This is a genomic window from Acetomicrobium sp. UBA5826 (assembly GCF_002433005.1).
Taxonomy (GTDB): Bacteria; Synergistota; Synergistia; order Synergistales; family Acetomicrobiaceae; genus Acetomicrobium.
On sequence record NZ_DJHF01000016.1, the window covers coordinates 15,402 to 37,423 of the forward strand.

The window sequence follows — 22,022 nt, forward strand, 5'->3', positions numbered from 1 at the left end:
CCGATATGACTGCAAGGACAATTTTTTCTTTAAGGGATGTGACTTTTTGTTATCCCGGCTCGGACAAACCCGCCATATCGGGCATAACGATGGACGTAGAGGAAGGTCGGTGGGTTTCGGTCGTAGGAGACAACGGATCGGGCAAGTCTACCCTGGCAAAGCAATTGAACGCCCTGCTGGTGCCAACGCGGGGCGTTTGTTTTGTCATGGGCAAGGACACCAAAGACCCCTCCCTGCAATGGGAAATCAGAAAAGACGTCAGCATGGTCTTTCAAAACCCAGAAAATCAGATAGTCGCCTCTGTGGTCGAAGAAGAAGTCGCCTTCGGACCCGAAAATTTGGGACTAACGAGCGTGGAAATTGAGGAGCGGGTGAGGTGGGCCTTGAAGGTTACAGGCCTTTTTGAGTTTGCACATAGGCCAACCTATGCCCTTTCCGGCGGGCAAAAGCAGCGGCTTGCTCTTGCAGGAGCGCTTGCCATGAAGCCTAGATGTATTGTCCTCGATGAGGCGACCAGCATGTTGGACCCAGAAGGAAGAAAGGATTTGGTCGAAGTTTTAACCAGATTGCACCACGAAGGGATGACGGTGGTCATGATTACCCACAGATTGGAGGAGATACTGTTTTCCGATCTCACGGCCGTGCTTTCTCGGGGTAAATTGGCCTTCTACGGAGAGACGAAAGACCTTTTGGATAGCACGACCTTTGCCCGATTGGGTATCAAAGAGCCCTCCTTGTTTAAGTTGTGGCGCAACTTGAAGTCCAGGGGGTTGCTCGAAGAATCTACCTATCCCACTGTTCGGAATATGGTCGAAGACCTGGTGGAAAGGCTATGTCTATAAGGGTATGCAACGTAAGTTATGTATATCATAGGGATACTCCCCTGGAGACGGTTTCGCTTCGGGATGTCTCGTTCGATGTCGATCCTGGAGAATGGATAGCCGTTGTGGGGCATACGGGGAGCGGAAAGACCACTCTGGCCCAAATGCTCAATGGGTTGCTTTTCCCCACGTCGGGAGAAGTCGTCGTCGACGGGTTAAAGCTCTATCCCAAGGCTCCTCATCTAAAGTCCCTTCGAAGAAAGGTAGGTCTCGTATTTCAATACCCTGAGCATCAACTGTTTGCCGAAACCGTATTGGACGAGATGATGTATGCTCCCAAAAATTTCGGCATCCCCGAAGATGAAGCGAGGAGAAATATCGAAAAGGCTCTAGAGCTTTTCGATCTCGACGAAAATGTGCTTTCAAAAAATCCATTTGAGCTGTCAGGAGGACAGAGAAGAAAGGTCGCTCTTGCTTCGATAATGGTGGTAGAGCCTGACTATCTCGTTTTGGACGAACCGACGGCAGGGTTGGATTGGAAGGGGAGGGAAGCGCTGTTTTCAATACTTGAGGACTTCAGAAGTAAAGGGACCGCGATCGTGCAGATAACCCACGACATCGAGATGGTTTTGGATCACTGTGACAAGCTGTTGGTGCTCGAGAATGGGAGAAAAAAGTTGTGGGGAACGCCCGCAGAAGCGATAGAGGAGCTGGCCGAAAAGCCGGTAAAGGGCCTTGTCCTTCCCGATGTCTTGGAGTTTGCCCATTCACTGAGAAATGCTGGACTGAACGTTCCCTTGACGTGGGATGAGAAGTCCTTGCTTGAAGCCATAGAGAGGGAGGTTTCTTCGTGCATTTCCTAGAGCATCTTTCCTTGGGACAGTACGTCCCCGCTAAATCTTTCATCCACTCGTTGGACCCCAGGAGCAAAGTTCTGGCCGTCATGTTTTTGATCACCTCTGTTTTTCTGGCGAACACTACTCTGTGGCCTTACGTCATATGGTTTGTCTTGATCGTTATTATCAGCGCCTTGAGTAATATATCTTTTAAGACAGTCGTGACGTCGACGAGGCCCGTGCTAATATTGATCGTATTTACCCTGGCGATAAACCTGTTTTTCGCCGACGGCAGAGAGTTGTTCAGGATAGCCTTTATTTCAATTACCGAGGAAGGCCTCTTGACGGGAATTAAAATGGGCCTAAGGCTTTTTTACCTAGTATTGTTTGCCAATATAACGATGATGACTACAAGCCCGATAGAGCTTTCCGACGGCATTGAGTCTTTGCTCTCGCCTTTCAAGCGTTACGGGCTTCCCGCCCATGAATTTGCCATGATGATGACTATAGCCCTGCGGTTCATACCGACCCTCTTGGACGAAACGGACAGGATAATGAAGGCCCAGCTTGCCCGTGGAGCCGATCTGGACAGCGGCGGAATTATAAAGAGGTTTAAGGCTTTGATCCCTGTGCTGGTGCCTCTTTTTGTGATCGTATTCCAAAGGGCCGAAGAACTTGCCGTAGCAATGGAGGCCAGATGTTACAGGGGCGACTATGGCAGAAGCAGGATGAGGCCGCTTGTGTGGGGTGTCTGTGACAGCCTTTATTTGAGTTCCATTCTTTTTATCTCAGCAAGCGGGGTGATTTTGGATAGGTGGATACTATAGGTCGTTTCGCTGCGCTGCTATCCTATGATGGCTTTGCCTTTCACGGCTTCCAAAGGCAGAAAGACCTGCCCACCGTGGAATTGGCTCTGGAAGAAGCTTTGAACCTGCTTGATAAAAAGGGAAGAAGAGTGAAGGTGACAGGAGCCGGAAGAACCGACAGGGGAGTGCATGCCCTGGGGCAGGTAGTTCATTTTGACATCTCCTGGCCCCACGGCCCTGCTGCTTTGAGAAAAGCACTGGAGGCAAATTTGCCTACCTCCATAGGCATATATGAAGTAGTTCCTGTGGACTTTACCTTCCACGCCAGAAAGAGCGCCCTATGGAGAAGGTATGCCTATTTTATCTGGAAAGGCGATTGCAGACTTCCCCATTTAGACAGATATGTCTGGTGGAACCGAAGAGGCTGGGACATGGACTTGGCGAAGGAGTTTTTAACGAAGATAAAGGGTTTCCACGATTTTGGAGCCTTTTGCAGAAAGGCCGATCGTCCTTCCGATGCGAGGCGTACTATAATGGAAGCCGGAATCGAAGAAAAGGGTCCCCTTTTGAAGATTTCCGTAACGGGGAGGTCTTTCCTGACGAATATGGTAAGGATAATCGTTGGTACAATGGATGAGATAGCGACGGGGAGAAAAAGCTTGGAAGAGATCTGTCGTCTCTTGGATGGCGGCTCTCGCGGTGAAGCGGGTCCTACGGCTCCAGCGGAGGGCTTGTTTCTTTGGGAAGTTCGCTACGATCCCATGCCCTTCGGTTGCGAAGAATACAGCGCTGTAACAGCCAATTTTATTCTTTAAGGCAAAAGGAGGTTACCTCAAGTGTTGGGTTTAGATATAGGCATAGATTTAGGAACGGCGACAATATTGATCTATGTAAAGGGAAAGGGCGTGATTATGAGGGAGCCGTCGGTGGTGGCAATAGATCAGAACAACAACAAGATCTTGGCCGTTGGCTCGGAGGCCAAGAGAATGCTCGGTAGGACTCCGGGGAACGTCGTAGCCGTTCGACCGCTTCAAAGCGGGGTCATAGCCAACTATACCATGACAGAGGCCATGATAAGGCACTTCCTGAAAAAGACCATGTCGGGATTGAACAAATTTTTGCGCCATCGCGTGATGATAGGCGTTCCCTCGGGAGCTACAGACGTGGAAAGAAGGGCCGTTTTGGAGGCAGCCCTCGAAGTTGGCGCCAAGGAGGCCTACCTCATAGAAGAACCAATGGCTGCAGCTATTGGTGCAGGGCTGGCAGTAGAGGAACCGCGGGGCAACATGGTGGTGGACGTAGGAGGCGGGACTTCGGATATAGCCGTAATATCCCTGGGAGGGCTCGTAGTGGCCGAGTCGCTGCGCATGGGCGGAGATGCCATGGATGAGGCGATAATAAGGTACGTCAGAAAGAAATACAATTTGGAGATAGGGTCGCAAACGGCCGAGGCATTGAAGATAGCGATTGGCAACTGTTGCAATATCCCTGAGGAAGAAAAGAAGACGATGGCGGTCAAGGGCAGGGACGTAGTCCTCGGTCTCCCAAGGCAGGTAGAGTTGACTACAAACGATGTGAGGGAGGCAATAGAGGACATAGTTTCGTCGATAATCAGGAGCATAAGGCGCGTACTGGAGCTAACGCCGGCGGAACTTTCTGCCGATATTATTGACAGGGGAATAGTGCTTACCGGGGGAGGAGCCCTCCTTAAGGGGCTTCCCGAGCTCATACACGACCAGACGGGCATAAAGACCTACGTAGCCGACTCGCCCCTTGAATGCGTAGCCCTGGGAACAGGAAAGGCTTTGGACGAACTAAAGGCCCTCAAAGAGTCGGGCTCGGTGTATTCGGCAATAAAGAAAAGTTCAGTGCGTTAGTCTTAAAGATTGCATCTAACAATTAAAGAAGGTGGTTATTTCTATGTTTCGCGGACTTTATGGAGCCTCGTCGGCAATGCTTGTTCAGGAGAAGGTCATAGACGTCGCCTCCAATAACCTCGCAAACGTGGATACTGCAGGTTTCAAAAGGAGGATTAGTGTCAACAAATCCTTCCCCGAGGTAATGATTGAAAGAAGGGAGGCTGTCGGGCCCTTTGAAAGGCAGGTTTATTGGCCCATAGGTTCAGCAAGCCTCAACGTGGTCTTGTCCGAGACGACCGTGGATCCCTCCGAGGGCCAAGTGATATCCACCGGCAATCCGCTGGATGTAGCCATTTCCGGCAGGGGCTTCTTTTCCCTTAGGGATGGAGCGGGAAACGTCTTTTATTCGAGAGCGGGGAACTTTACTTTAGATGCCAACGGCTTTATTGTGAACCAGGAAGGCCTCACACTCCTTGTCGACGGCGGCGTTCCCATTAACGTGGGGGATGCTTCTTCTGTGGCAATTGATGATAGGGGCACCGTGGTGGCCGACGGCGAAATATTGGGTGCGGTTCAGCTTTTTGACTTCGCAAATCCAACCTACCAGGTGTCGAAAAACATCACCACTATGGGAAGAATACCGGGGGGAGCGATTGTAGAGCGTGACGTTGCCATGGAATATGCAAGCGACTCAAAGCTTTCACTCCTCCTTCGCCAGCCCGATTTCACCACGGCTCAACGAGGGTTATATCCATGCCTGCCACGGCAACGGTCACCGAGCTTGTAGATGCTTTAAATTCCATCGGAGCAACTCCCAGAGACGTCATAACCATACTCCAGTCTATCAACGAAGCAGGCGCCCTTCACGGCGAACTGGTGGTGATGTGATAATGTCCGTGGTCGAGGTTTCAAGTCTCCTGACGAGGGAATATCTGAAGGAACACCTCTACGTCAAGGCCTTGGATAAAGCCGAAGCCGGGGGGAGGCATTCGAAGGAGGAGTTGGAAAGCGCCTGCAAGTCCTTCGAGGGGTTGCTTCTTGCCGAGATCGTGAAATCCGAGATGGCTAACGCCAGAGCCCTTGGACCAAACACCAAAAGACCCTTTCGTCAAATGGAGGAGGTTGCCATCGAGATGGTTTGTGATGAGATCTCAAACAGCGGCGGCCTTGGCTTGTGGAAGTTTCTCTACGAGGAGATGTCAGGGCAGGAGGAACGATGAAGGAGTATAAAAATAAACGGTGGTGGATGGACGGTTTATATTTTTCCTGCCTTGGATGCGGGCGGTGTTGCGGGGGAGAGCCGGGTTACGTCTGGCTTGATACAAATGAGATTTTTGCTATCGCCAACTTCCTCGAAATGGACGTTGCCGATACCCTCCGTTCCTTTGCCCGAAGGGTATCGGGCCGCATCAGCCTCATGGAGCTTGAAAACGGAGACTGCGTGTTCCTGGCCGATGGAAGGTGTCGGATATACCCCGTGAGGCCGCTTCAGTGTCGGACCTATCCCTTTTGGCCTTCGGTGCTTCAAAGCCCACGCTCGTGGCGCCTCGAAGGACAAAGATGCCCTGGCATCGGGCAGGGAAGCTTTTACCCGCAAGAGACCATTGAGCGTCTTCTTTCCCATACTTCCGCTTCGGGACTTTGACGATAAGTTAACCGTGCCTAATTTACTTGTATATATTTGCCTTCCGAGCTAGAATGTAAAATGTAAACTGATGCAACATGTGAGTTAAAGATCATTATAAAACGGGAGGCGTTAGGCATGGCAAATGTCAAATGGTCGGTTACGCCGGAAGAAGTCTTTCCGACATTGGAAAGGTGGGTGTTGCGCGACGGATTCGACATAGTGGTCGATATGGAAAAGTCCCAGGGCAGCTGGATAGTCGATGCCCGAACGGGAGAGAAGTGGCTTGATTTTTACACCTTCTTTGCCTCTGCGCCCTTTGGGATGAATCATCCCAAGCTTGCCAACGACGAATTCAAGGAAAAGATCTTCAGGGCGGCCATAAACAAGGTGGCAAATTCCGACATATATACCGTGGAGATGGCCGAGTTCGTTAAGACCTTTTCCGAGGTGGCCCTGCCGAAAGGTTTTAATCACCTCTTCTTCATCGACTACGGAACTTTGGCCATAGAAAACGCCTTGAAAGTGGCGATGGACCGGAAGGTAAGAAAGCTCCTTGCCCAGGGCAAGATCACCAAGGGTGTGGCCATGGACGGCAAAAAGGGAACGAAGGTCATTCATTTTAGGGATGCCTTCCATGGAAGGAGCGGCTACACACTTTCATTGACCAATACCGCCGATCCCAACAAACATCAGTACTTCGCCAAATACGATTGGCCCAGGGTGTTAAACCCCAAAATAATTTGGCCACTCGAGGAACACATAGATGCCGTGAGATGGGAGGAGGAAGTCTCGGAAAGCCAAATATTAAAGCACCTCTGGGATGACCCCGACGCCTACTGCGCCATAATACTGGAGACCATCCAGGGCGAGGGGGGAGACAACCACTTCAGGACCGAATTCTTCAAGAAGCTCCGCAAGATTTGCGATGAATACGACCTCATGCTCATTTTGGACGAAGTCCAGTGCGGCATGGGCATAACGGGCAAGATGTGGGCCTTCGAGCATCACGACATCACCCCCGATATAGCAGCCTTCGGAAAGAAGTCCCAGGTCTGTGGCATCATGGTCGGTCCTAAGGTCGACGAGGTCCCGGAAAACTGTTTTACCGTCTCAAGCCGCATCAACTCCACCTGGGGCGGCAATGTCTGTGACATGGTAAGGTCCACCAGGTACCTGGAGATCTATCGCGACGACAACGTCTTGCACTACGTCGAAAACATAGCCGGACCTCAATTGTTTAACGGTCTGAAAGCGCTGGGCGAGGAATTTCCAAAGCTTCTGTCGAATATCAGGGGCAAGGGGCTCATGTGTGCCTTCGATCTGCCCTGCGCCGACATAAGGGCAAAGTTCTTAAAGAAGATGCAGGAAAAACACGTCCTGATCCTCCCCTGCGGCACTCGTTCTGTGAGGTTCCGCCCCGCGCTCAACATAACGCCTGAGGAGATAGACAGAGGCCTTTCCCTTGCAAAGGAAGCACTAGCAGAGCTCGACAGAGAAGTTTAGCCTTCCGAAAGGCCTTAGGTTTTTGAAATGCTAAAAAGAGGCGGATGTGCACATCTGCCTCTTTTTAGCATTTCGCACATTTCGCATATGGCAAATTCCTATCCTTCGTGGTATGTTTCAATGGGAGGTGGATAATTGAGATACGGCTTGAGCGAACTTAACTGGGAGTTGGTCTTTTCCCTCGTCATTGCTAGCGCGATAGTCGCTTACATCGGCGATATTTTGGGAATGAAGCTTGGCAAAAAGAGGATAAGCCTCTTCGGCATGAGGCCCAAATATACGTCTCGTTTTATAACAGTCGTGACGGGTGTTTCCATTGCCCTTGTCACGCTTTTCGTCATGGCCGTAGCATCCGACACGGTCAGGGTGGCTTTGTTTAACATGAAATACATCCAAAGGGAGATATCAAACCTCACCGCCGAGCTGAGCAAAAGCAGAAGCGAGCTCGAAAACCTTCAGATAGATTTATTCAAAAGCCAGGCGGAACTTTCCGAAAAGGAAAGGCAGTTGCAAAAAGTTGAAAAAGATCTCGCCGACAACCTGGACAAATTGCGTCAGGTGGAAGAAGAGGTTGCGAGGCTTAACGATAAAGCCAGGGAACTTGAGGCTGATAAAAGGAAACTGAGCGACGAGCTCGAGGAAATGAAAAAAGAACGGGACAACCTCGAAAGCCAGATAGCCGAACTTAAGGCCCAAGCTGCGGAGCTTAGAGAAAACCTGGAAAAGGTCAAGGAAGGAAGGATATTGGTCCTTGCGGGGGAATTGTTGACCCAGATGCCAATCGATCCCGCTTCGGCGAAGGATTTGGAAATAGGCGACGCTATAAGCAAGTTGAAGGAGAATGCCCGGCTGGTCTTATCACTGCGAACGGGGTTGCGACCCGAAGCCATAGACCTTCGCATAGACGAAGGCGAGCTTGAGGATGCCTTAAAGCAGATAAGAGAAAGCAAAGGAAGGAAGGTCATCAGGTTGGAAGTTGCCACTAATGCCGTGGTGGGTGAGAAGATCGATTGCGTCGTGAGCGTTCACGATAGCGTGAAAATTTACGCCTCCGGAGAGGTCCTGGTCAGCGAAGTTTTTCTGAAGCCCTTGAGCGAAGAAGAGGCCGAGATCGAGCTTTATAACCTGCTAAGGCAAGTTAACTTGAAGGCTCAAAGGGACGGCATACTTCCCGATCCCATTTCGGGAACGGTGGGCAACCTTGAGGCCACCGAGTTCTTCGATGCCGTGGAGAAGTTGAGCAACACGACGCCCCCCTTCAAGGTTAACGTCATCGCCGCCACCGACACCTACACAGAAGGTCCGGTTCGCGTTAAAATAGAGGTTGATTAAATGCAAATCATGCAAAGAGGAGGCGCTGGATCCATGCTCATAGTGGAATGTCAGGTTTGCGGGGAGGTCAAGGTTTTGGCCGGTGACCCCGATTACGATGGCATGGCCAGGGCGTCGTGGATATGCGCCAAGTGCGGAACGGGCCNNGGGCCAGCTGGTGCAGTTGCCCGTGAGCAGCGATGCCCGAGGTGTGGATTTGAGAAAAATTTTAAAGGGCATGACCCTTCACGCTTCGTCAGGTGAATACGTCTTTTTGGGCGACCGCGACTGAAATATGGATCTTAGCGAATACACTTTTTACGATAACAAACTCGCCGTTTCGCCGCAGGAGATAAAAGCCCTCTATAGGTACATATGGTGGGGAAAAAGTCGCACCGATGAAGGCATAGTTCGCATGCTCGAAGGCAGCAGTATGTGTTTTTCCGTGCGATACAGGGGTGAATTGGTGGGTTTTTGCCGTATTCTCACGGATTTCGTCTATAGAGCATCGCTGTGGGATATAATCATCCATCCCGACCATCAGGGACAGGGATTGGGCACTGCCCTAATGAATTACGTCCTCGAACATCCGGCTATAAAGGATATACCGCTGGTAATTACCTATACGAGCGACCTTTACCCCTTCCTGGAGAAGTGGGGCTTCAAGGAGATGCCCGGAGCGGTAATTTTGCTTCGAAGCCCTATAGAATATTCTTAAAATGCACTTGACAGAAAGGCCCGTTGCAGGTTATAAGAACTTGCACCCTTATTTTAATGCCCGTTTGGGCCCTGGTGCTTTATCGTGTCGGCATCGGGGTCCACTATTTTTGATAACCGGAGGTGGAATTGATGCCTAAAGAGCGGCTGTTGCTGACGTCGGAGTCCGTAACCGAGGGGCACCCCGACAAATTGGCAGATCAGATATCCGACGGCATTTTGGATGCCATACTCGCCCAAGACCCCATGGGAAGAGTTGCCTGCGAGACCTTGGTCACCACGGGGCTGGTCATGGTAGCCGGGGAGATAACTACCAGCTGTTACGTCGATATTCCCCGCCTTGTAAGAAGCATCGTCAAAGATATAGGCTACACCCGGGCAAAGTACGGATTCGACGGAGATACCTGCGCCGTCATAACGGCCATTGACGAGCAGTCTCCCGACATAGCCCAGGGAGTCAACAGGGCCCTCGAGGTGAGGGAAACCGATATGACGGATGACGAAATAAATTTGATAGGGGCTGGAGATCAGGGCATGATGATAGGCTATGCCTGCGATGAGACGGAAGAGCTTCTCCCCATGCCCGTAGCGTTGGCGCATAAACTGGCCAGACGCCTTGCCTACGTCAGAAAGGAAAAGATAATTCCCTATCTCCGTCCCGACGGCAAGACCCAGGTGACTCTTGAGTACGAGGACGGAAAGCCCGTAAGAGTGGACACGGTCATAGTCTCTGCCCAACATCACCCGTCGGTAGAGCAGGAGCAGATCAAAGCCGATATCGTGGAACACGTCATAGAGCCTGTTATGCCTCCCGATCTCATGGATGATTCCCCTAAAGTGCTCGTCAATCCCACTGGAAGGTTCGTCCTGGGAGGGCCCCTTGCAGATACGGGGCTGACGGGCAGAAAGATAATCGTCGATACCTACGGCGGTGTTGTGCCCCACGGCGGTGGCTGTTTCTCCGGCAAAGACCCGACGAAGGTCGATCGCTCCGGGGCTTACATGGCAAGGTACGCCGCCAAAAACGTGGTGGCCGCAGGCCTTGCCCGCAAGTGTCAGATTCAGGTTGCTTATGCCATAGGGGTTGCAAGACCTGTCTCCATCTCCGTAGAGACATACGGAACAGGCGTGATTTCCGACGAAAGGATTACGGATCTGGTGAGGGAGCATTTCGACTTCAGACCCGCGGCTATGATAAGAGATCTCGACCTGCGGAAGCCTCAATATATGCCCCTGGCTGCCTACGGCCATATGGGCAGGATCGATTTGAACCCCATTCCCGCCTGGGAGAGGACGGACAAGGCGGAAGCGATGAAAAAAGCAGCCCGATAGGCGGGAAACGGTCGTGTCGGGGATAGCGGACCTGTTCCTGCATTTGATCTTTCCCGTCACATGTCCCATCTGCGGAAAGATCGCGTCTTCCTGTTGCGTTAACTGCGCGGAAGGTTTGCTGTCCCCAAATTTACCTATATGCATTCAGTGTTTTGGACCCTATCCCTGCGATAAACACAGCGATTCCTTCCCCCACTATTACGGCGCCGCTCACGAAGGCCAGGCGAGAAAGCTCGTGCATCTTCTCAAATATGGTCACGATGGCGCCATAGGCTTTTCCTTGGGGGTCGCACTGTCTTTTTTTCTTGCCGAAACGAGGGCAGACGCTCTGGTTCCCATTCCGCTTCACATGGGAAGCCCTAGGCTTTTCAATCAATCCAAGAAAATAGTTAAGGGGTTGTCCTGTAAACTTAAAATACCGCTACAGGACTGCCTGTCCTGGAACGTCAGGGTGTCTCCCAGGGCGCCCAAGGCAGCTAAGGACCGAGACCCTCTCCCCGAAAATGCATTTAAGATGAAATATTTTCCCCGTGGCGTAAAAACCGCGATCCTATGCGATGACGTCTGCACAACAGGAGCTACTATCTTCAAAGCGGCGACGGCCCTTCGCGAGGGTGGAATACAAGTGGTGGCCTCCCTCAGTTTTACCCTTGGACGAAAAGGAACATATAATTAATTTGAATCAAGATTTCCCGCAAATGTGCCGATAAAATTAACAGAAAGGAAATAAACCCCAGGGTCGGATCTTTAATCTTGAATTTTAGTTTAATAGTTTAACGATGCTGCCATAAATGCTTAATTGTTTCTTTTGTATGTAAATGCCCAAGACATAATTTAGAGTAAAGATCAAGTTACCTGCGATTTTTTTGTGATATGATTAGCAAGTAACGCAATATATGCTTGCTTTTTCAGCAGGCTTATAAATGTTATTCTAAGCTACTAAATTATATTGCCCAATTTCTTTTAAAGGAGGTTCCCCTTGTGCCCAAAGACGACCTAACGCCCAAGGACCCCCACGACAGGCTTTTTAAAAGGGTAATGACAGAGGAAGCAAATGTAAGACAGTTTATAAAGAAGTATCTCCCAAAAGACATTTCAAACCAGATAGATTTAAAGGAAATGAAGCTAATCCCCACCGAAGATCAAAGGTTACAATGCAACGGATAGTAAAAGAACTTGGAGGTGAAGAGCTTATGCCGTCTCTGGCAGAAAAGCTGATAAAACAAGGTAAAAAAGAGGGGAAAATATAGGGCAAAATAGAAGGTAAAAAAGAGGGCAAGCAAGAGCTGCTTATAAAGTTCCTTCGCCGTAAATTTAACATAACACCCAAAGAAGAAAAGATGATCCGCTCCGTCGCCGACGAAGTTAAACTCGACACAGCAGCAGAAGCCGTCCTTGACGCCAAGTCCAAGGACGAAGTGCTTAAAATACTAGGGTAAATTTCGGGGTTCGCATCTTGAATATTAAGCTCTGCCCTCTATAAGAATGCAATAAGTCAGTATAAGAAATTTTAAAATTCTCGTTGACAAAAGCCCGGTCGATTCCCTATAATGGGCACTGTCCTGGGGCTGTGGCGCAGAGGGAGCGCGCTTCCTTGGCATGGAAGAGGTCAGGGGTTCGAATCCCCTCAGCTCCACCAGTGAAAATAAAACCTCCTTTTGCATATGTAAAAGGAGGTTTTTTGTTTATTCTCATGCGAAAAGGCTTTTTATATCCGCTCCTTTGTATTAAACTTAAAACCGATTCGTGAACAATAAACAAAGGGGGGTGTTTTGCATGAATCCGAGGGGACATCACTATATCGTTGAAGCCTCCGGCTGTGCGGAAGTTATTGGGGAAGTTGACAAAATGCAGGAAATCCTCGTCGAAGCGGCGCGCCGTGCGAACGCCCAGGTATGGGCCGTCTCCTTTCATCGCTTTCCACCGAACGGGGTAAGCGGCGTGGTGGTCATAAGCGAGTCCCATCTGTCCCTACACACATGGCCCGAGCTTGAATATATGGCCTTGGACATATACACCTGCGGAAGCGATACCCGACCCGACGTGGCAGTGGACTATGTATTGGAGAAAGTGAAGGCAAAACACACCCACGTTACGGAAATAACCCGAGGTCTTGATGACGGAGATCGGGAATTTTATCACTCCCTCATAACCTGGGAGGAACAACTTCGTCAAAACGACGATGGACAGAGAGACAAGAAGCCCAAGTCCTAGGATCGGGAAAATCTTTAGCCTTTACCAAAGGAGGTCATGTCGATGGATACTATGATTTGGGGCAACAGCGTGGGGGCATGGATAGTTGCCCTTGTTGCTGGTGTTGTTTCTTTTTTCACATTTTACTACTTGAAAAAGATAGCCGATAAATATATCTCTTTTCTGTTTTCTCGACGGCCAAGTACGGCCATTAGCCTGGTTTTGGACCTTGTAAGACAGATAAATGTATACTTTTTGGTCCTCCTTGCCATACTCGCGGGTTCTTCCTTTCTTTCCCTGCCGCTGAGGCTATCCAGGGCCATCTCCATGTTGGTGGTTCTTTTTTTGCTCTTACAGGTTGGGCTCTGGGGTAATAAGGCGATCAACTTTTGGCTGACGTCGAATATAAAAAGAAAGGTCGAAAAGGACCCTTCGGGGGCAACCATGCTTTCGGCCCTTGGCTTCATGGGAAGGCTCCTTTTTTGGGGGATAATAATTTTAATCGCTCTGCAGAATATGGGTATAGAAGTATCGGCTCTAGTTGCAGGCTTAGGGATAGGCGGTATCGCCGTAGCTTTGGCGGCCCAGAACATATTGGGCGACCTTTTCGCTTCCTGGTCCATAGTGTTGGACAAGCCCTTTTTGGTGGGTGACTTCATAGTCATAGACGGCTATTCGGGAACGGTGGAGCACATAGGCCTTAAGACGACGAGATTGCGCAGCCTGACCGGGGAACAGCTCATATTTTCCAACTCCGACTTGTTGAAGTGCAGGATACGAAACTACAAGCGCATGCAAGAGAGGCGCGTTGTCTTTTCCTTTGGAGTGCTCTACGAAACACCTCTCGAAAAGCTTAAAGAAATCCCCGACATAGTCAAAAATATAATCACTTCGATAGAAAACGCCCGCTTTGACAGGGCGCACTTTGCAAGCTACGGCAACTTTTCGCTGAACTTCGAGGTGGTTTACTACGTTCTCTCTTCCGATTACACTGTCTACATGGACATCCAGCAGAGGATAAACCTTGCCCTTTTCGAGGAGTTTAAAAAGAGGGATATAGTCTTTGCCTACCCGACTCAGACGATCTACGTCTCAGGAGCCGAGCCGATAAGCGTATCCCTGAAAGGTCAACCTGCTTCAAAAGGGTCGGAATAGGAGGAGCGACATGGAGGAAGTAATTCGCTCCATTGCAGAAATGATAAGACGTAAGTTTAACCCTCTTAAAATCATTCTTTACGGCTCCTACGCCAGGGGCACCCAAACATGGGACAGCGACGTCGATTTTCTCGTCGTAGTCGAAAAGGAAGTGAACAAGCGGGATGTGGCGGTGGCCATGCGCGCTGCCTTGAGCGATTATCCCTGCGGGAAAGATGTGGTAATCGCCACACCTGAAGAGTTGACTGTTAAAGGCAGCATTCCCGGAACCCTGCTTTATTCCATGTTAAAGGAGGGTAAGGTCCTGTATGAAGATATGACTCCTTATATCGAAGAGGCCCGCATCTGGCTGGAATGTGCCTCCGACGACTTAAGTGCCGCGGAAAAATTGCTGGACTTGGGCTTTTATCGCCACGCCTGCTGGCTGTCCGCCATGGGTGCCGAGAGGGCGTTAAAAGCCCTTTTAATTTCCAATGGCATCCCCTTTCCGCGAAGCCATGACTTAAACGCCCTCTACAGGCTTATTTCCGAACACATATCTGTCGAAAGCCTGAAGCTTGATTCCCTAGAGCTTGCGAAGTTTTCAGAATGGGCCGTCGAGGCTGGGCACCCCGGAGACTGGCCAGCCATTACTCCTCGGGAAGCCGAAAATGACGTTGCCTCCGCCGAGAGGATTGTCGAAGCCATTACCAAGGCCTTCGGATAGTTTTAGAATTTTTAAATGCATTTTAAAATAATCGTAATCATGTTAAGCTATGGGGCGGCGTTAGTGCGATAAGGGTTGAAGGATCGTTAGTCCAAAGAAGAGGGGGATGGAAATGTCCAAATACGATTTTGATGAGGTCTTGGACCGCAGGGGAACCTGTAGCGAAAAGTGGGACGGGTTGCTCGATAACTTTGGGGCAGAAGATCTGCTTCCCATGTGGGTGGCTGACATGGACTTCAAATCTCCTCCTAAAGTAGTGGAGTTTTTTATCGAGAGATCGAAGCATGGCGTGTTCGGCTATCCTGCCAAAGGCAAGTCTTACCATGACGTGATAGTCGATTGGGTTTCAAAGCGCCACGGTTGGGAAATAAAAAGGGAGTGGATAGTTGACGTTCCCAGTGTCATGCCCGGCATCGCCGCAAGCCTGCTTGCCCTTACCTCCAAAGGCGACGGAGTCGTCGTGCAGCCTCCCGTATATCCTCCCTTCTTTGAGGTGACGGAATCCCTTGACAGGAAGGTCTTGCTCAATTTCCTGGTTGAGGACGAAGGTTGGCATATGAACCTTAAAAACCTCGAAAAAATTCTTCCTTCGGCCGAAGCGCTGCTCCTTTGCAACCCCCACAACCCGGTGGGCAGGGTCTGGACCGAGGATGAGCTTTCTGCCCTTTCGCACCTTTGCGCAAAGGCCGGAATTCCTATCATTTCCGACGACATACATTGCGATTTCGTCTACCCCGGAAGGAAGTACATACCCATCGCCTCGCTGAACAGCGAGGCCATGATGAACAGCGTCACATTTATGTCGGCCAGCAAGACCTTCAACATCGCGGGATTTAAAAACGCCTACGCCATAGTTCCAAATCCCGATATGAGAGAAAAGCTTACCAAGGTGCTAAGAGGCCTTCATTTCGGTTCGGGAGACCTTTTTGGTATACTGGGCCTTGAGACGGCTTACAAATACGGGAGGGATTGGCTCGATGAGCTGATACTTTATCTGGAGAAAAATCGCGATTTTGCCCTCCCGATCCTGCGAAAGGCGGGCATTGATGTCGTAAAGCCCGAGGGAACGTACCTGCTTTGGCTTGATTTCAAGAAATTTGCCTTGAAGCAGGGGGAGTTAATGGACTTTCTCGTCAGGAAGGCGAAGTTGGCCTTAAACGACGGCTCGGCTTTCGGGTCAAACGGCGTCGGTTTTGCCAGGATGAACATAGGCTGTCCGAGAAATACGCTTTCGGAAGGCCTAAAAAGGCTGACGGAAGCATTGTCCGAAATATGTTGAATCCCATTGGGGCGAGGAGGAAGGATGAAGTTGGATCTTTTGATACTCGACGGTTCTGTTGTGGATCCGGAAAAGCTCGAGATATACAAGGCAAATATAGGCGTTGAAGGCGGTAGCATAGTTTACGTCGGAAGCGATGCTCCCCCGGATGCAAAGGTTACGATCGACGCGAAGGGGCTTTACGTCTCGCCGGGTTTTATAGATACTCACGTTCACGACGAAAAGCTCGATGAAGACGACGTCGAAAGGGCTCTGCTTCTTCAGGGCGTTACTACGGCTGTGGCAGGAAACTGCGGATTGGGCCCCATTTTAAGCGATGAGCTTTTGTCGAAACCTCGCTATATTAGAATCGGTTTTTTTACGGGCCATCAGACCTTGAGGCAAGAAGTGGGGCTAAATGACGTATACATGCCTGCCGATTCCAAGTCCATAAAAGAGATGGTCGAGATCTTAAAGCAGGAGTTGTCCAAGGGCAGCTTTGGCCTTTCTCTCGGACTTGAATACGTTCCCGGGGCAAGTTACAGCGAGATAAGCGAGCTTGCCAAGGTGGTGGCGCAATACGACAAGAAGTGGGTCTCGATACACATAAGATACGACGGCGAAAGATCGCTTGAAGGCGTTAAGGAAGCAATATCCCTCGCAAGCGAGTGCGGCGTCAGGGTGCAGATATCCCATCTGGCCAGCATGGCTTCCTTCGGATGTCTCGACAAGGCCCTTGAGATGATAGAGGAGGCTAAGCCTCATGCCGACATTACCTTCGATTCCTATCCCTACAGGGCATTTTGCACTCGCATCGGATCTGCTGTCTTCGATCCTGGATTTGAGAAGCGGTGGAAAAAGGGTTTTTCCTCGCTCCAGGTTGCATCGGGGAAAAATAGGGGCAAAAGGCTGACGCAGGAACTTTACGTCAAGCTTAGAAAAGAAGAGCCCGACACCCTGATCATAGCCCACGTCATGAACGAGGAGGAAGTAAAGGTCGCTTTGAAGCACCCCGATTGTATGATAGCTTCCGACGCACTCATGGAAAATGGCCAGGGTCATCCCCGCGCCTGCGGCACCTTCCCTAGGGCCTTCAGGATCCTTTTAAAGGAAGGGCTTCCCTGGCCCGAGATCGTGCGCAAGGCGACCTATCTTCCTGCCAAGGCGTCTTGGCTTGAGGACAGAGGGGTAATCAAGCAGGGCTGCAAGGCCGATCTAGTCGTTTTTCATCCGAAAAAGATAGAAGATTGTGCCACCTTCAAAGAGCCTAACCTTCCGCCAAAGGGGATAGAATACGTGGTCTTAGGCGGTAAAATTGCAGTACAAAAGGAGACGCTTTTTGAACCCCAGGGAGAAGTGATGTTGCGGAGGTGATCAATCTCCGTTCATCAGAATCCAGGGCCCCTCTTCGTCCTTCTCTCGGGAGGGGTCGTATATCCAGAGCTTACCGGAAGAAGAGTCGAACTTCATCATTCCGTCATCGTTTATAATGAGTTTATATCTGTCGGGGTGGGCAAATAAAGCGTTTCCCAAGTTTACGGAAAACCCCACGACGATACCTATGGTGAAACTTATTATGATGATTATCGTTATAATACCTAGAGAGAGGTAGTTTTTGGCCATCTTTGAAATGCCCCTAAAGAAAAATGGTAGCCCCAAGGGGATTCGAACCCCTGTTGCCGGACTGAGAACCCGGAGTCCTAGACCTCTAGACGATGGGGCCACTTTGAATTTGGCTGGGGGAGGTGGACTCGAACCACCACTACATGATCCAGAGTCATGCGTCCTGCCAATTAGACGATCCCCCAACTTCTCTTTAGCGAAAGCTATGTTATCATGACTTCAGCTGCAGTGCAAGGGGCTTGTTGAAAATCATTAAGGACGGATTTTGTTTTGCGTGTTACAATTTATTCGCTCCTAATTTCAGAGAGGGCGAAAAGTAAAGCAGGAGGTGTATCAATTGAAGACGGAAAGCCTGTCTTACAAAGAATTGCTCAAGAAAAGACCGTTAAATGTGCAGGCCATATATGGAGACGAACCGGTAGCGCTGGTAAGCGGAAGGGATATCATCGAGGCGGCGAGAAAAAAAGGAGCCGTCATATTGGCTGCCAACGCGAGAAACCCCCTGACAGTAAAAGGAGTATTGCAAGCTGCTAAGAAACTTAATTCTGCCGTTTTGATCGAGCTTGCCAAGTCGGAATCCACCTATTGCGGGTGCACTTATGACAACGTGCCCGATTACGCGGTAAAGTATTCGAAGGAGTTGGGGCATGGAGTGGTATTCGGTCTCCATGTGGATCATTACGCCATTAAATCCATTTCCGACGTATATAAGGCCATAGCCCATTTGAGGCAGATCGTAGAGCGAGGCTGGACATCCGTCGCCGTTGATGCCTCTCACAATCCCGACTGGGAAAACCTGACTTTCACCCGTGACGTGGCTCAGCATATACCGGCCTACCTCGGGTTGGAAGTCGAGGTAGGAGAGATAAAAGGAGCGGGAGAACTGACGACTGTGGAAGAGGCCTTGTTTTTCGTGGGCGGTCTAAACTCATGGTGTATATTCCCCGACCTGCTTGCCATTTCAAATGGAAGCATGCATGGCACATACGACAAGACTGCCGGACAGATAGAGGGGATAGATTTGAATCGCACGAAGGAGATAGCCGATGCCGTCGCTCGTTACGGCGTTTCAATAGCCCAGCATGGCATATCGGGAACGCCTTTCGACAAGGCTTCGATGTTCTCGAAATACGGCATAAACAAGGGAAATGTAGCGACACTGTGGCAAAATATCGTTTTCGGGCTGGAGATGGAGCCCGAGACGGGCAACGCCGTCATAAAAGACGGCTCCTACGTCAAGGATCCCAACAGAGGCATTCCAGTGGAGCTCTGGAATAAAATAGTTGCCTGGGCCGACGAACAGGGCTTCAACAGGAAATCCGGAGACTACAAGAAGGCGAATAAGCCCTTCCACGACCAAATAATGACCCTGTCGGAAGAGATACAGGAGCGGATTGTGGCCGAGACAGAGGAGTGGGCGACCAAGTTTATAAAGGCCTTTGGAAGCGAAGGCACGGCGGAGTTGGTCTTGGAGGTAGCGTCTTCCAGGAGGGATTACAATTCTACGCCCGAGCGAAAGATCTTCCATACGAGGAGCGAATTTGCTCCCGAGAAGGCTCCCGATGCAAACAGAGAGAAGAAGAAAGAGGATAAAGATTATTCAGATTAAAAACGACAAGAAAGAGCTTACGGACTGCGTAGGCTATGGAGGGAGACTTTGTCGCCCTCCATTTTGACGTGGAGGTGAAATATTTGGTGCAAAAAAATGCGACAAAGCGCAGAAGGCGTTCGCCGGACGAGCGCAAAGGCGCTTCTTTGAAGTTTATTCCCCTGGGAGGTGTCGGGGGAATAGGAAAGAATATTAGTGTCCTGGAATACGGCGACGATATCCTGGTAATCGATTGCGGGCTTATGTTTCCCGACGAGGAGATGTTGGGTGTCGATTTTGTGATACCCGACCCGGCCTACCTTTTGGCCAATAAGGAAAGGATAAGGGGGATGGTAATCACNNCACCCACGGACATGACGACCACATAGGGGCTTTACCCTACATCCTCCCGGAGCTGGACTGCCCTATCTACGCTACCAGGCTCACCCTGGGGCTCATAAGAAGCAGGATGGAAGAGAGGGCTCCAAAATACGAGCTTAAGGCTAAAGAAATCCAGGCGGGAGACGTGATCGATCTCGGCTGTTTCAAGGTTCAGCCCTTCAGCATATGCCACTCCATTCCTGACGGCGTAGGCTACGCTATACACACTCCCTTGGGCGTGGTGCTTCATACAGGGGATTTCAAGCTCGACCCAACCCCAATAGACGGAAGGGCGACGGATTATGCCCTGCTTACATCCCTGGGTACGAAGGGCGTGCTTTTAATGCTGTCGGATTCTACAAACGTGGAGCGCGACGGTTTTACCCCTTCGGAGCGAATGGTGGGAAAAACGATGGAGCAGACTTTCAGGCTTTACAGGAACAAGCGAATCATCATCTCTTCCTTTGCCAGCAATCTCCACAGGGTTCAGCAGGTCATAGAGACGGCGGTTAGGTTCAACCGAAAGGTGGCCCTAATAGGAAGGAGCATGATAGCGAACGTCGCCAGGGCGAGGGAATTGGGATATATGGATGTCGATGATGACGTGTTTATCCAGCCCTCGGAGATCGAAGGCTTTCCCAGCAACAGGTTGGTGGTCATAACGACGGGAAGCCAGGGAGAGCCCTTTTCGGGGCTGGTGCTCATGAGCCGCGGAGACCACAGGTTCATCAAGCTCGGACCGAAGGACCTGGTGGTCATAAGCGCTCTCCCCATTCCGGGAAACGAGAGGCTCGTCCACCGAACGATAAACGACCTCTTCAAACAAGGATGCGAGGTTATATACGAGGCGGAACAGAATATACACGTCTCGGGGCATGCCTCTCGGGAAGAGCTTAAGATGATGCTGAGCCTTATAAAGCCCACCTATTTCGTTCCCCTTCATGGCGAATACAGGCATCTCGTGAAGCACAAGCAACTTGCCGAGGAGATGGGGGTGCCCGCCAAAAATGCCTTCGTCATGGAGGAAGGCGATGTATTAAGCATCACAAAAAGGCAGGCTAAGATCTCGGGCAAAGTCCCGGCTGGGGCCTACATTGTGGACGGTCGCACCTACGGAGATATGAAGGGGGGGCTCCTTGGCGAGAGAAAGGACTTGGCCGAAGAGGGAGTCTTCTGTATATCGGTGGTGCTGGATTCGTCGGGCAACGTAATCGCCCCACTTTCAATTGAAAGTAGGGGTTTTCTGCATCGTGTCGATGCTGACGAACTTTACCGCCAGATAGAAGATGCCGTGGAAAAGGCCGTGAAAGCTTTCGCTCGCGAAAAATGCGAAAGAAAGGATGAGGACCTGGCCTCTCGCATCAGAAGCGCGATAAAGGGCGTGTTGAAAAGATATTCCCTTTCTTCTCCCGTGATATTAGTCTTAGTCAACGAAGTGAAGGAAAAAGCAATTTTGTCAGGGCTTGCCGGAAGGGAGTTTGCTAAATGAGCGCCCTTCATTCAATAGTCCTCGCTGTGCTTCAGGGCGTCACGGAGTTTTTGCCCGTCAGCAGCTCGGGACATCTGGCCCTGGCGCAGCACCTGTTCGGTCTTGAGGAACTACCTATCGTCTTTGATGTCTATCTTCATTTTGCTACTATGATGGCAACGATTGTCTATTTCTTTTTTGACATAGTCGGTCTTTTGAAAGAATGGGCCCTGGGCTTGTTTTTCAGGGAACGAAGAAAAAGCGAGGGCTGGATATACGGTTGGGCAGTAATACTGGGAAGTTTCCTGACGGCCGTCATTGCTTTCGCCTTGGAAGATGTGGCCACGAAGGCCTTTGGCCTTCCCTTGGCGGTGTCCTGCGGGTTGGTTGTGACGGCCTCTCTTTTGAGGTGGGCCGGCCGCATTCCGGCGGGAAACAGAGAGGTAAGCCTCTGGACGGGGCTTGCGGCGGGGCTTGCCCAGGGGCTGGCCGTGATGCCTGGGATTTCGCGGTCGGGAAGCACCATAGTGGCTTCTTTAATGACGGGCGCCAAAAGAGAGGAAGCCTTCAGGTTTTCCTTTTTGCTGTCTCTTCCGGCCATAATGGGGGCCACTCTCCTTGAAGGAATGAAGGCGTCGAAAATGGGAACTTCTTTGCCCGACGGGTGGGTTTTAGCCTGCATTGTGGCCTTTTTTTGCGGACTTTTGTCGCTTCATTTCATGAAAAAAGTCGTGATATTCGGAAGGTGGAAATATTTTGCTCTCTACTGTCTTTTCGTTGCGGCTTTAGGGTTTGCGATCGGCATTATTTAGCCTAATCACCTTTGTCGGAAGGAGCG

General features: G+C 50.5%; 25 protein-coding genes and 3 tRNA genes. 25 read left to right on the top strand and 3 right to left on the bottom strand.

Annotation, left to right across the window (positions count from 1 at the left end):
* Positions 1–5 precede the first annotated feature (5 nt).
* The 22 genes from B3N34_RS04160 (at position 6) to B3N34_RS04265 (ending at position 17,498) form a co-directional block, all read left to right on the top strand.
* The gene (locus B3N34_RS04160; RefSeq protein ID WP_286975204.1) at positions 6–842 is read left to right on the top strand and encodes an ATP-binding cassette domain-containing protein; all 837 of its coding nucleotides are present in this window, start codon (positions 6–8) and stop codon (positions 840–842) included.
* Positions 833–1,684 (top strand): ATP-binding cassette domain-containing protein, encoded by an 852-nt coding sequence (locus B3N34_RS04165; protein WP_286975206.1) that lies wholly within the window; start codon positions 833–835, stop codon positions 1,682–1,684. The genes B3N34_RS04160 and B3N34_RS04165 overlap by 10 nt, the downstream gene beginning before the upstream one ends.
* Entirely contained in the window at positions 1,672–2,484 is an 813-nt protein-coding gene (locus tag B3N34_RS04170) for an energy-coupling factor transporter transmembrane component T family protein (RefSeq protein ID WP_286975208.1), read from the top strand. The genes B3N34_RS04165 and B3N34_RS04170 overlap by 13 nt, the downstream gene beginning before the upstream one ends.
* Positions 2,472–3,278, top strand: a complete 807-nt coding sequence (truA, locus tag B3N34_RS04175; protein WP_286975210.1) for a tRNA pseudouridine(38-40) synthase TruA — start codon at positions 2,472–2,474, stop codon at positions 3,276–3,278. The genes B3N34_RS04170 and truA overlap by 13 nt, the downstream gene beginning before the upstream one ends.
* A 21-nt stretch (positions 3,279–3,299) precedes the next feature.
* Positions 3,300–4,340, top strand: coding sequence for a rod shape-determining protein (locus B3N34_RS04180; protein ID WP_213698513.1), 1,041 nt, complete (start codon positions 3,300–3,302; stop codon positions 4,338–4,340).
* Between the two features lie 43 nt (positions 4,341–4,383).
* Positions 4,384–5,109, top strand: a complete 726-nt coding sequence (locus tag B3N34_RS04185; protein WP_286975213.1) for a flagellar hook-basal body complex protein — start codon at positions 4,384–4,386, stop codon at positions 5,107–5,109.
* Positions 5,076–5,210: a flagellar basal body P-ring protein FlgI gene (locus B3N34_RS04190; RefSeq protein WP_286975215.1), complete on the top strand. Its 135-nt coding sequence runs from the start codon at positions 5,076–5,078 to the stop codon at positions 5,208–5,210. Before B3N34_RS04185 ends, B3N34_RS04190 begins: the two co-directional genes overlap by 34 nt.
* 2 nt (positions 5,211–5,212) lie before the next feature.
* Positions 5,213–5,542, top strand: coding sequence for a hypothetical protein (locus B3N34_RS04195; RefSeq protein ID WP_286975217.1), 330 nt, complete (start codon positions 5,213–5,215; stop codon positions 5,540–5,542).
* On the top strand, positions 5,539–5,967 hold the full coding sequence (locus B3N34_RS04200; RefSeq protein ID WP_286975219.1) for a YkgJ family cysteine cluster protein: 429 nt from the start codon (positions 5,539–5,541) through the stop codon (positions 5,965–5,967). The genes B3N34_RS04195 and B3N34_RS04200 overlap by 4 nt, the downstream gene beginning before the upstream one ends.
* A 117-nt stretch (positions 5,968–6,084) precedes the next feature.
* Positions 6,085–7,452, top strand: coding sequence for an L-lysine 6-transaminase (gene lat, locus B3N34_RS04205; protein WP_286975220.1), 1,368 nt, complete (start codon positions 6,085–6,087; stop codon positions 7,450–7,452).
* A gap of 135 nt (positions 7,453–7,587) precedes the next feature.
* On the top strand, positions 7,588–8,784 hold the full coding sequence (locus B3N34_RS04210; RefSeq protein WP_286975221.1) for a DUF3084 domain-containing protein: 1,197 nt from the start codon (positions 7,588–7,590) through the stop codon (positions 8,782–8,784).
* A gap of 274 nt (positions 8,785–9,058) precedes the next feature.
* Positions 9,059–9,481: a GNAT family N-acetyltransferase gene (locus B3N34_RS04215; protein WP_009201441.1), complete on the top strand. Its 423-nt coding sequence runs from the start codon at positions 9,059–9,061 to the stop codon at positions 9,479–9,481.
* Positions 9,482–9,612: 131 nt separating this feature from the next.
* Positions 9,613–10,812, top strand: a complete 1,200-nt coding sequence (gene metK / locus B3N34_RS04220; protein ID WP_286975223.1) for a methionine adenosyltransferase — start codon at positions 9,613–9,615, stop codon at positions 10,810–10,812.
* Positions 10,813–10,825: 13 nt separating this feature from the next.
* The gene (locus B3N34_RS04225) at positions 10,826–11,488 is read left to right on the top strand and encodes a ComF family protein (RefSeq protein ID WP_286975224.1); all 663 of its coding nucleotides are present in this window, start codon (positions 10,826–10,828) and stop codon (positions 11,486–11,488) included.
* Positions 11,489–11,793: 305 nt separating this feature from the next.
* A complete protein-coding gene (locus B3N34_RS04230; protein ID WP_286975226.1) occupies positions 11,794–11,979 on the top strand; it encodes an Rpn family recombination-promoting nuclease/putative transposase in 186 nt (61 codons plus the stop codon).
* 152 nt (positions 11,980–12,131) lie between these two features.
* Entirely contained in the window at positions 12,132–12,251 is a 120-nt protein-coding gene (locus tag B3N34_RS04235) for a hypothetical protein (RefSeq protein ID WP_286975278.1), read from the top strand.
* Positions 12,252–12,376: 125 nt separating this feature from the next.
* Positions 12,377–12,451 (top strand) — tRNA-Ala (locus B3N34_RS04240).
* Between the two features lie 137 nt (positions 12,452–12,588).
* Positions 12,589–13,026 carry an adenosylmethionine decarboxylase gene (speD, locus tag B3N34_RS04245; RefSeq protein ID WP_286975227.1) on the top strand — a complete coding sequence of 146 codons (438 nt, stop codon included), beginning with the start codon at positions 12,589–12,591 and terminating at the stop codon, positions 13,024–13,026.
* Positions 13,027–13,068: 42 nt separating this feature from the next.
* Positions 13,069–14,160: a mechanosensitive ion channel family protein gene (locus B3N34_RS04250; protein WP_286975229.1), complete on the top strand. Its 1,092-nt coding sequence runs from the start codon at positions 13,069–13,071 to the stop codon at positions 14,158–14,160.
* Between the two features lie 10 nt (positions 14,161–14,170).
* Positions 14,171–14,866: a HEPN domain-containing protein gene (locus tag B3N34_RS04255; RefSeq protein WP_286975231.1), complete on the top strand. Its 696-nt coding sequence runs from the start codon at positions 14,171–14,173 to the stop codon at positions 14,864–14,866.
* Between the two features lie 112 nt (positions 14,867–14,978).
* Positions 14,979–16,145, top strand: a complete 1,167-nt coding sequence (locus B3N34_RS04260) for a MalY/PatB family protein (RefSeq protein ID WP_286975232.1) — start codon at positions 14,979–14,981, stop codon at positions 16,143–16,145.
* A gap of 24 nt (positions 16,146–16,169) precedes the next feature.
* Positions 16,170–17,498: an N-acyl-D-amino-acid deacylase family protein gene (locus B3N34_RS04265; protein WP_286975234.1), complete on the top strand. Its 1,329-nt coding sequence runs from the start codon at positions 16,170–16,172 to the stop codon at positions 17,496–17,498.
* Here the strand turns inward: B3N34_RS04265 and B3N34_RS04270 are convergent, their stop codons facing one another.
* From B3N34_RS04270 to B3N34_RS04280, 3 genes are all read right to left on the bottom strand, one after another.
* Positions 17,499–17,747 (bottom strand): hypothetical protein, encoded by a 249-nt coding sequence (locus B3N34_RS04270; protein WP_286975236.1) that lies wholly within the window; start codon positions 17,745–17,747, stop codon positions 17,499–17,501.
* A gap of 24 nt (positions 17,748–17,771) precedes the next feature.
* Positions 17,772–17,847: transfer RNA gene (locus B3N34_RS04275), tRNA-Glu, on the bottom strand.
* A 10-nt stretch (positions 17,848–17,857) separates the two neighbouring features.
* Positions 17,858–17,932 (bottom strand) — tRNA-Gln (locus B3N34_RS04280).
* A 152-nt stretch (positions 17,933–18,084) separates the two neighbouring features.
* Here B3N34_RS04280 and B3N34_RS04285 point away from each other — a divergent pair.
* The 3 genes from B3N34_RS04285 (at position 18,085) to B3N34_RS04295 (ending at position 21,996) form a co-directional block, all read left to right on the top strand.
* Entirely contained in the window at positions 18,085–19,356 is a 1,272-nt protein-coding gene (locus tag B3N34_RS04285; RefSeq protein WP_286975237.1) for a class II fructose-bisphosphate aldolase, read from the top strand.
* 394 nt (positions 19,357–19,750) lie between these two features.
* Positions 19,751–21,205: a ribonuclease J gene (locus tag B3N34_RS04290; RefSeq protein WP_286975280.1), complete on the top strand. Its 1,455-nt coding sequence runs from the start codon at positions 19,751–19,753 to the stop codon at positions 21,203–21,205.
* Complete coding sequence (locus B3N34_RS04295; RefSeq protein WP_286975239.1) at positions 21,202–21,996, top strand: undecaprenyl-diphosphate phosphatase; 795 nt, start codon at positions 21,202–21,204, stop codon at positions 21,994–21,996. Before B3N34_RS04290 ends, B3N34_RS04295 begins: the two co-directional genes overlap by 4 nt.
* Positions 21,997–22,022: the final 26 nt, after the last annotated feature.

Coding starts and splice junctions, on each gene's coding strand:
- B3N34_RS04185 (WP_286975213.1), top strand. CDS start 4,384: ATGTTTCGCGGACTTTATGGAGCCTCGTCGGCAATGCTTGTTCAGGAG.
- B3N34_RS04165 (WP_286975206.1), top strand. CDS start 833: ATGTCTATAAGGGTATGCAACGTAAGTTATGTATATCATAGGGATACT.
- B3N34_RS04250 (WP_286975229.1), top strand. CDS start 13,069: ATGGATACTATGATTTGGGGCAACAGCGTGGGGGCATGGATAGTTGCC.
- B3N34_RS04160 (WP_286975204.1), top strand. CDS start 6: ATGACTGCAAGGACAATTTTTTCTTTAAGGGATGTGACTTTTTGTTAT.
- B3N34_RS04260 (WP_286975232.1), top strand. CDS start 14,979: ATGTCCAAATACGATTTTGATGAGGTCTTGGACCGCAGGGGAACCTGT.
- B3N34_RS04215 (WP_009201441.1), top strand. CDS start 9,059: ATGGATCTTAGCGAATACACTTTTTACGATAACAAACTCGCCGTTTCG.
- B3N34_RS04190 (WP_286975215.1), top strand. CDS start 5,076: ATGCCTGCCACGGCAACGGTCACCGAGCTTGTAGATGCTTTAAATTCC.
- lat (WP_286975220.1), top strand. CDS start 6,085: ATGGCAAATGTCAAATGGTCGGTTACGCCGGAAGAAGTCTTTCCGACA.
- B3N34_RS04295 (WP_286975239.1), top strand. CDS start 21,202: ATGAGCGCCCTTCATTCAATAGTCCTCGCTGTGCTTCAGGGCGTCACG.
- B3N34_RS04265 (WP_286975234.1), top strand. CDS start 16,170: ATGAAGTTGGATCTTTTGATACTCGACGGTTCTGTTGTGGATCCGGAA.
- B3N34_RS04270 (WP_286975236.1), bottom strand. CDS start 17,747: ATGGCCAAAAACTACCTCTCTCTAGGTATTATAACGATAATCATCATA.
- B3N34_RS04255 (WP_286975231.1), top strand. CDS start 14,171: ATGGAGGAAGTAATTCGCTCCATTGCAGAAATGATAAGACGTAAGTTT.
- metK (WP_286975223.1), top strand. CDS start 9,613: ATGCCTAAAGAGCGGCTGTTGCTGACGTCGGAGTCCGTAACCGAGGGG.
- speD (WP_286975227.1), top strand. CDS start 12,589: ATGAATCCGAGGGGACATCACTATATCGTTGAAGCCTCCGGCTGTGCG.
- B3N34_RS04200 (WP_286975219.1), top strand. CDS start 5,539: ATGAAGGAGTATAAAAATAAACGGTGGTGGATGGACGGTTTATATTTT.
- B3N34_RS04195 (WP_286975217.1), top strand. CDS start 5,213: ATGTCCGTGGTCGAGGTTTCAAGTCTCCTGACGAGGGAATATCTGAAG.